Source organism: Mesorhizobium sp. M1217, from assembly GCF_040318275.1.
Classification (GTDB): Bacteria; Pseudomonadota; Alphaproteobacteria; order Rhizobiales; family Rhizobiaceae; genus Mesorhizobium.
In genome coordinates this window covers 1-5,797 of sequence record NZ_JAMYMA010000047.1, presented here as the reverse complement: position 1 = coordinate 5,797, position 5,797 = coordinate 1, and the positions used below count along the sequence as shown (strand labels likewise).

The 5,797-nt window shown below is 59.4% G+C and carries 7 protein-coding genes and 3 pseudogenes; 6 read left to right on the top strand and 4 right to left on the bottom strand.

The genetic code is table 11. The features are described from left to right. Positions 1 to 185 precede the first annotated feature (185 nt). The 3 genes from NKH37_RS33860 to NKH37_RS33850 all read right to left on the bottom strand — a co-directional run bounded on the left by NKH37_RS33860 (position 186) and on the right by NKH37_RS33850 (position 2,022). Positions 186 to 1,181 (bottom strand): isopenicillin N synthase family dioxygenase, encoded by a 996-nt coding sequence (locus NKH37_RS33860; protein WP_353042564.1) that lies wholly within the window; start codon positions 1,179 to 1,181, stop codon positions 186 to 188. Between the two features lie 12 nt (positions 1,182 to 1,193). Further along, positions 1,194 to 1,460, bottom strand: coding sequence for a hypothetical protein (locus NKH37_RS33855; RefSeq protein ID WP_352811485.1), 267 nt, complete (start codon positions 1,458 to 1,460; stop codon positions 1,194 to 1,196). A gap of 364 nt (positions 1,461 to 1,824) precedes the next feature. Then, positions 1,825 to 2,022, bottom strand: coding sequence for a hypothetical protein (locus NKH37_RS33850; protein ID WP_353042562.1), 198 nt, complete (start codon positions 2,020 to 2,022; stop codon positions 1,825 to 1,827). A 120-nt stretch (positions 2,023 to 2,142) separates the two neighbouring features. Between NKH37_RS33850 and NKH37_RS33845 the strand changes: the two genes are divergently transcribed. From NKH37_RS33845 to NKH37_RS33820, 6 genes and pseudogenes are all read left to right on the top strand, one after another. After that, complete coding sequence (locus NKH37_RS33845) at positions 2,143 to 2,658, top strand: transposase (protein ID WP_353042566.1); 516 nt, start codon at positions 2,143 to 2,145, stop codon at positions 2,656 to 2,658. After that, positions 2,655 to 3,005, top strand: coding sequence for a hypothetical protein (locus tag NKH37_RS33840; RefSeq protein ID WP_353042560.1), 351 nt, complete (start codon positions 2,655 to 2,657; stop codon positions 3,003 to 3,005). Before NKH37_RS33845 ends, NKH37_RS33840 begins: the two co-directional genes overlap by 4 nt. After that, positions 3,002 to 3,610: a tyrosine-type recombinase/integrase gene (locus tag NKH37_RS33835; protein ID WP_353042558.1), complete on the top strand. Its 609-nt coding sequence runs from the start codon at positions 3,002 to 3,004 to the stop codon at positions 3,608 to 3,610. Before NKH37_RS33840 ends, NKH37_RS33835 begins: the two co-directional genes overlap by 4 nt. Then, positions 3,603 to 3,959, top strand: coding sequence for a site-specific integrase (locus NKH37_RS33830; RefSeq protein WP_352811493.1), 357 nt, complete (start codon positions 3,603 to 3,605; stop codon positions 3,957 to 3,959). The genes NKH37_RS33835 and NKH37_RS33830 overlap by 8 nt, the downstream gene beginning before the upstream one ends. After that, a pseudogene (locus tag NKH37_RS33825) lies at positions 3,956 to 4,612 on the top strand (tyrosine-type recombinase/integrase). The gene NKH37_RS33830 and the pseudogene NKH37_RS33825 overlap by 4 nt, the downstream one beginning before the upstream one ends. A gap of 284 nt (positions 4,613 to 4,896) precedes the next feature. Next, positions 4,897 to 5,728, top strand: a pseudogene (locus tag NKH37_RS33820) (tyrosine-type recombinase/integrase). On the opposite strand, the pseudogene NKH37_RS34165 reads toward NKH37_RS33820, so the two are convergent. Further along, positions 5,694 to 5,797 (bottom strand): annotated as a pseudogene (locus NKH37_RS34165) (recombinase family protein); the annotation flags it as partial. The pseudogenes NKH37_RS33820 and NKH37_RS34165 sit on opposite strands and share 35 nt — an antisense overlap.

Genomic DNA, 5,797 nt, shown 5'->3' with positions numbered 1-5,797 from the left:
TCCGAAAACTTCGATGCTTTCATCGCTTCCGCTCCTCTCCCAGCCGGGAAACTACAGCGGAAAACTCCAATTCTGAACGGTCCAGTTTCTGGGGATCAGATCACAGCTGACAAGGCCTGGCGGGCAACTCTATGACGAGGTGTGCACCAGCTTTCGCCGTCTGGGATAGGTGCCTGCGGCCTTGCTCACGCTTTGGCCAAGTGAGCGTAACTTGCAGCGAAACGTCGGAGTTTGTATTCGCCGCAAGTTACCGGCTGATAGCGCTGTGGGTTGCTGTCTGTGACACATGACTTTAACGGCTCTATGATCGCATCGAAATCAGGGTCGATAAAGAAGGGGACTGAGTATCGCTCGCGCCCTGAGCTATTCACTACGCGATGCATGTTGGCCAGGTAGACATCGTTGGTAAGCCGCTGAATTAGGTCCCCGATGTTGATTATGAAAGTACCGCGGATCGGTGTGCCCTGTACCCAATCGCCATCTCGGTTCAGGACCTGAAGACCGCCCACATCATCCTGTGCCAGGATGGTCAAATTGCCATAGTCTGTGTGGGCGCCAATTCCGATCGTGTCCTCGCTAACATGGCCGCTCTGCGGCGGGTAGTGGAGCAGGCGCTGAATGCTGATTGGGTTCCGCATGAGATTCCCGAAATAGCTTTCCGGCAGGTCCAGACTGAGCGCAATTCCCTGCAAGAGTTTTTTCGCGAGGTCCACCATCTTTTGATGGTATCCGTATGTCAGTTTCCGAAACTCGGGCCAATTTGAGGGCCACTGGTTAGGACCGAAAAACGGACCTTCCAATACCGAACGTTCAGGTCCGAAGTCAAAGCACTCTTTAAGGTCCTTCGTCTTGTCCGGATCGGTGTTCTCTCCAAACGGCTCAATGTATCCGCGAAAAGCCAAATCGGAATTTCTAATGTGCAGTAAGGTCTTCTGCGATACTGGCAAATCAAAGAACTTCCGGCTGACATGGAAAACCGAATCTATCAAATCCTGCGGAATACCGTGGTTCTTTACATACATGAAGCCGGCGTTGGACAGCGCCCATCGCATTTCACGAGCCACCGCTTTTTTGTTCGTGCCATCGAGAAGCGGTCCTATATCAACCAACGGTATTTTATCAAAGCTTTCACGTTTTGCTTGCAAGTTGTCGTCTAGCCTGACTAAGACATCCTTGGACATAAGTACACCTCTTTAACAATGGAAAGTCGGAGCATCGCTTCGACGATGTGGTTCGTGGAGCGTGAACGCGAAAAGAGGCGGGAGACGTGACGCGGTCCCGCCATTTCGGCCGCGATCATCGGCCCGCAGTATCCCATCGGCCAGACCCAAATCGTAGGAACTGGCCGATGCGCGGTAGAAGTGGTCTAACCGACCGGCGTCGCCGCCCAGGGCGTGGGAATCCTTGATGTGCTTGCGTGCGGCTTGCTCCAGTGCCGTCTGCTGATCAAGGGTGTTCATGGCGGCTCCTGCGTTTAGGAGGTCGTGATGAGCAGCGGCCCGTCCCACACTGCTGCTAACTGCCAGATGAGGGCATCAAACCTCGTGCCAATTGACCAAACGGGACGTGAAAAAAACACTTTTATGAATGTTTTCCGCTATCGGGCTGAGGCATGATAAGAGGTTGGCTCTAACAAGGCCTGTATGGTTGACTACAACCTTACAAATCGGATTGTAGAATCTGACACTGCTGCATATTGGCGACGTTGCGGAGCGCTGGCCCGCAGGCCGTTTGCGCATTTCGCTGATTGTGGGAGCCATTTCGAGCCCGAGGACGGCGTCATCTGGGTCTACGGGGCCAACGATGACGACGGCATCTTGGCCTTCACCGATGAAGGCATCGAGGAGGCCCGAAGGCAATGTCGCGCTCCCGGTCACCCACATGCACGCAGCGCTCGGGCGCGCCAACAAGCGCGATGGACTGGCGTAGGTTCTCCAGCCAGCGGTAGCTCTCCTTCGTCTCGATCGGCACGCGCGTGGGATTGATGTGCCCCTTGAGCGCGAGCGTTCCCTTGAATTTCATTCGTGTCCAGAACTTCACTGCGTAAGCGCCAAGCTGACTCCATCTGGCGCGGCTTGAGGTGATGAGCGAGAGATAGTGACACTGAAGCAAGGAGCCGAGGAGCTTGCAGTGTCAATTTCTATGTCTGCGCCTATGCCTAATGATAGAAGTTTCCATGTCCTTGAGGCGGCCCCGAACCGGCTGGAGGCAAGCCCGCAGCGTTCGTGGCGGCGCTGGTCGGCTGAAGCGAAGTCGCGGCTGATCGAGGCGACACTGAAGCCAGGCGCGAATGTATCGGCCATCGCCAGACAAGCCGGGATGGCGCCAGCCCAGCTGTTCGGCTGGCGAAGCAAGGCGATCAAGAGCGGTGCGGTTACGCCGCAGCGAGATGCGGATCGGCTTGGCTTTGTCGAGGTCGCACCCAAACGCCGTTTTCGACAGTGGAAATCTGTTTGGGCTATGTGGTCATTCGGGCAGGGGCCAATGTCGGCCAGGATCATTTGGCCAGGATTATCCGGGCCTGCGCGCCGGCGCGCCGATGAAGGAGATTGCGGACATCCTGCGGCATCGAAGCCTCGACACGTCCGCCATTTACGCAAGGTCGATCTGACCAATCTTGCAGCTGTGGCCCTACCTAGGCCGGGGAGCGCGCAATGACCGGCGCGCGCACCATGCTCTCGCTGGCAAAGGACTATTTGTCCGAACGCCGCGCCCTTGGTTTCGCCCTCAGGATGCAGGGCCATCAAATCACCGCCTTCGCCTTGTTTGCCGACGAGCGCGGTCATAGTGGCCCGCTCACTAACGATATCGTCCTGAACTGGGTGCAAGGCCAGGCCAAACGGGCCAGTCTGCGGCGCGGCGCCTCGAGGCCCTTCGCCCGTTCGCGAGGTATCTTGCCCGGCTCGATCCCGGCACCGAGTTTCCACAAACCGCGACCTTTGGTCGTTCACATCGCCGCCTCGCACCGCACATCTATTCGGAGCAGGAGATCTGCGACCTTGTGACCGCCGCTTCGCGCCTCGCCCCTGAGGGCGGATTGCGGCCGGCAACCTACGCGACGACCTTTGGGCTGATCGCCGCTACGGGTCTGCGCCGGTCAGAAGCACTTCACTTGCGCTGCAGCGATGTCAATCTCGATGGAGCGTTCTTTACGGTTCGGAACACGAAGTTCCGCAAATCCAGGCATGTGCCCATACACGCCACCGTCGTAGCCAAGCTACGGCGCTATCTGGCGGTTCGGGCGCGTCATGGTGCACGCATCGAGGACTCACCGCTGTTCCTGTCTCCGGCGGGCGGATTCATCGCGAAACGGAGGATCAATAAGGTTTTCCAGAAGCTTCGCACCAACCTTAGTTGGACCGCGCGGGGCGGCCATGGCAAGGTGCGTATTCACGACCTGCGCCACACTTTCATTTGCCGCCGTATCCAGCTCTGGCACGAGCATGGCGCCGATATCGACAACGCCATGGCGGCGCTCTCGACCTATGTCGGCCACGCCAAGATTTCCGATACTTACTGGTATTTGACCGGCGTCCCGGAACTCATGGCGGTCGCTGGCAAACGGTTCGACCTGTTCGCCTCTACGGTTGGAGGGGGTCATCATGACTGACCCCAAGCTGGCATGGTCCTTCCCCATCCTGCTGCAACGCTTTTTCGTCGAGCATCTGGGCAATCAGCGGGCCGTAAGTTCGCGCACCATCGCCGCCTACCGCGATACCTTCCGATTGTTGCTGGACTTCGCCGAGGCGACAATTGGAAAGTCGCCCACCCGGCTGACCCTTGCCGACCTCGATGCGCAGTTGATCCTGAGCTTCCTCGACGACTTGGAGAAGGGGCGGAGCAACGGCGCCCGTACTCGCAACGCCCGCCTGGCGGCACTTCGCTCTTTCCTTAAGTATGCCGCCCACTACGACCTGACCGCGCTCCCCATCATCGAACAGGTGCTGGCCATTCGATGAAACGGTTCGACCGGCCGGTCCTCGGATTTTTGTCACGCGAGGAGATGCAGGCGATCCTTGAGGCGCCGGATGCGCGGACATGGGCAGGTGAGCGGGATCGCGCACTGTTCAGCCTGATGTACAACACCGGCGCCCGCGTGTCTGAAGCCATCGGCCTGCGCGTCGGCGAGGTCGCCGTCGATGGCTCGGCGGTCGCGCACCTGCATGGAAAGGGGCGCAAAGACCGCAGCGTGCCGCTCTGGCGGACGACCGCCAACCTGATCCGCAACTGGAAGCGCCGGTTGGACTAGCGGGCGCGGAGAACTTCCTGTTTCCGAACAGAGGCGGCGGATGCATGGCGCGTTCGAACGTCACCCAGCGCCTTGAACTTGGCGGTCTCGGCCGCCGCGGAAAGTTACCCGCAACTCGCGCGTCGCTCGATTTCGCCTCACACCATCCGCCATACCACGGCAATGCATCTTCTGCAGTCCGGCGTCGACATCAGCGTCATTGCCCTATGGCTGGGTCATGAGAGCCCCGCCACGACGCACATGTACCTTCAGGCGGATCTCGCCGTGAAGGAGCGTACGCTCAACCGGCTGCAGCCCATGACGGCCAGTCAAAGCCGGTATCGACCGCCGGACCAGCTCATGCAGTTCCTGTTGAGCCTTTAAAATTATGCGCAGCGCCTAGTTTGAATGCCGGCCACCATCTCACTGATCTGCCGAAGAAAACTGAATAAATGTCCCGGTGAGCTGCGCATAATCATCGGGTGCGCATAATCGCGCTTGGACTAACCCGCTCCGCCATTGCGGAACGGCAAGGAGGGTGTGTGCCACCGGCGCGGTGTTAATCGCGTCGTCGTCTGTCGCGCTGGTCATGTGTCCACAACAAGCTCCGACTGCGTCAGCATGGAGTGGCTGCTTGCAGCCCATTCCATCGGACAAAGGAGCTTGTCATGACTCACCTTCGCCAGCGCATGAGCGAGGACATGCAGGTGCGCAACTTCGCGCTCAACACCCAGCGGTCGTATCTGCAACAGGTCTCGCTGTTTGCCCGCCACTTCGGCAAGTCGCCGGACTTGCTCGGGCGAGAGGATATTCGGACCTATCAGGTCTATCTGGCCAACGAGAAGAAGCTGTCGCCCGGCTCGATTCACACCGCCATTGCGGCGCTGCGCTTTCTCTACAATGTGACGCTCGATCGGGACCGGGCGCCTGAAGAGGTCCTCCCGCTTCCCAAGAAGCCGCAGAGGCTGCCGTCGTCCGCAGCGCCGAGGAAGTTCAGCGGTTCCTCGGTTGCGTCCTCGACGTCAAACACCACGCCTCCTGACCACTTGCTATGCCGCCGGCTTGCGCATCTCGGAAGCGGTTCAGCTGAAGCCCACGGGCATCGACAGCCAGAGAATGGTCATCCGCGTCGAGCAGGGCAAAGGCCAGAAGGACCGCTACGTGATGCTGTCGCCCAAGCTTTTGGAGATCCTGCGCGACTACTGGAAGATGCGGCGACCGAAGGAATGGCTCTTCCCCGGCGATCGTGCCGACCAGCCGATCACCAGGAGTGCGGTGGGACAAGCCTGCGCGAAAGCGCACGACCTCTCCGGATTGTCCAAACCGGTCACGCCACACAGTTTGAGGCACGCCTTCGCCGTGCATCTGTTGGAGGCCGGTGCCGACGTGCGCACCATTCAAATGCTGCTCGGTCACCGCAGCCTCGCGACCACCGCCCATTACCTGCGGATCGCCACCAACAAGGTGGCATCTCGAGCTCGCCGCGGCGCGCCTTGTTGAGAATGCCGCCTTGCAGCCGCGACTTCAGGATGTGCAGTTCGGCCTCGCTCATCGTGCCCTTCAGCCCGA

What these genes read in the sequence shown, in the direction of transcription:
- NKH37_RS33860 (WP_353042564.1), bottom strand. Translation starts at nt 1,181, where the DNA reads ATGTCCAAGGATGTCTTAGTCAGGCTAGACGACAACTTGCAAGCAAAA.
- NKH37_RS33855 (WP_352811485.1), bottom strand. Translation starts at nt 1,460, where the DNA reads ATGAACACCCTTGATCAGCAGACGGCACTGGAGCAAGCCGCACGCAAG.
- NKH37_RS33850 (WP_353042562.1), bottom strand. Translation starts at nt 2,022, where the DNA reads ATGAAATTCAAGGGAACGCTCGCGCTCAAGGGGCACATCAATCCCACG.
- NKH37_RS33845 (WP_353042566.1), top strand. Translation starts at nt 2,143, where the DNA reads ATGTCTGCGCCTATGCCTAATGATAGAAGTTTCCATGTCCTTGAGGCG.
- NKH37_RS33840 (WP_353042560.1), top strand. Translation starts at nt 2,655, where the DNA reads ATGACCGGCGCGCGCACCATGCTCTCGCTGGCAAAGGACTATTTGTCC.
- NKH37_RS33830 (WP_352811493.1), top strand. Translation starts at nt 3,603, where the DNA reads ATGACTGACCCCAAGCTGGCATGGTCCTTCCCCATCCTGCTGCAACGC.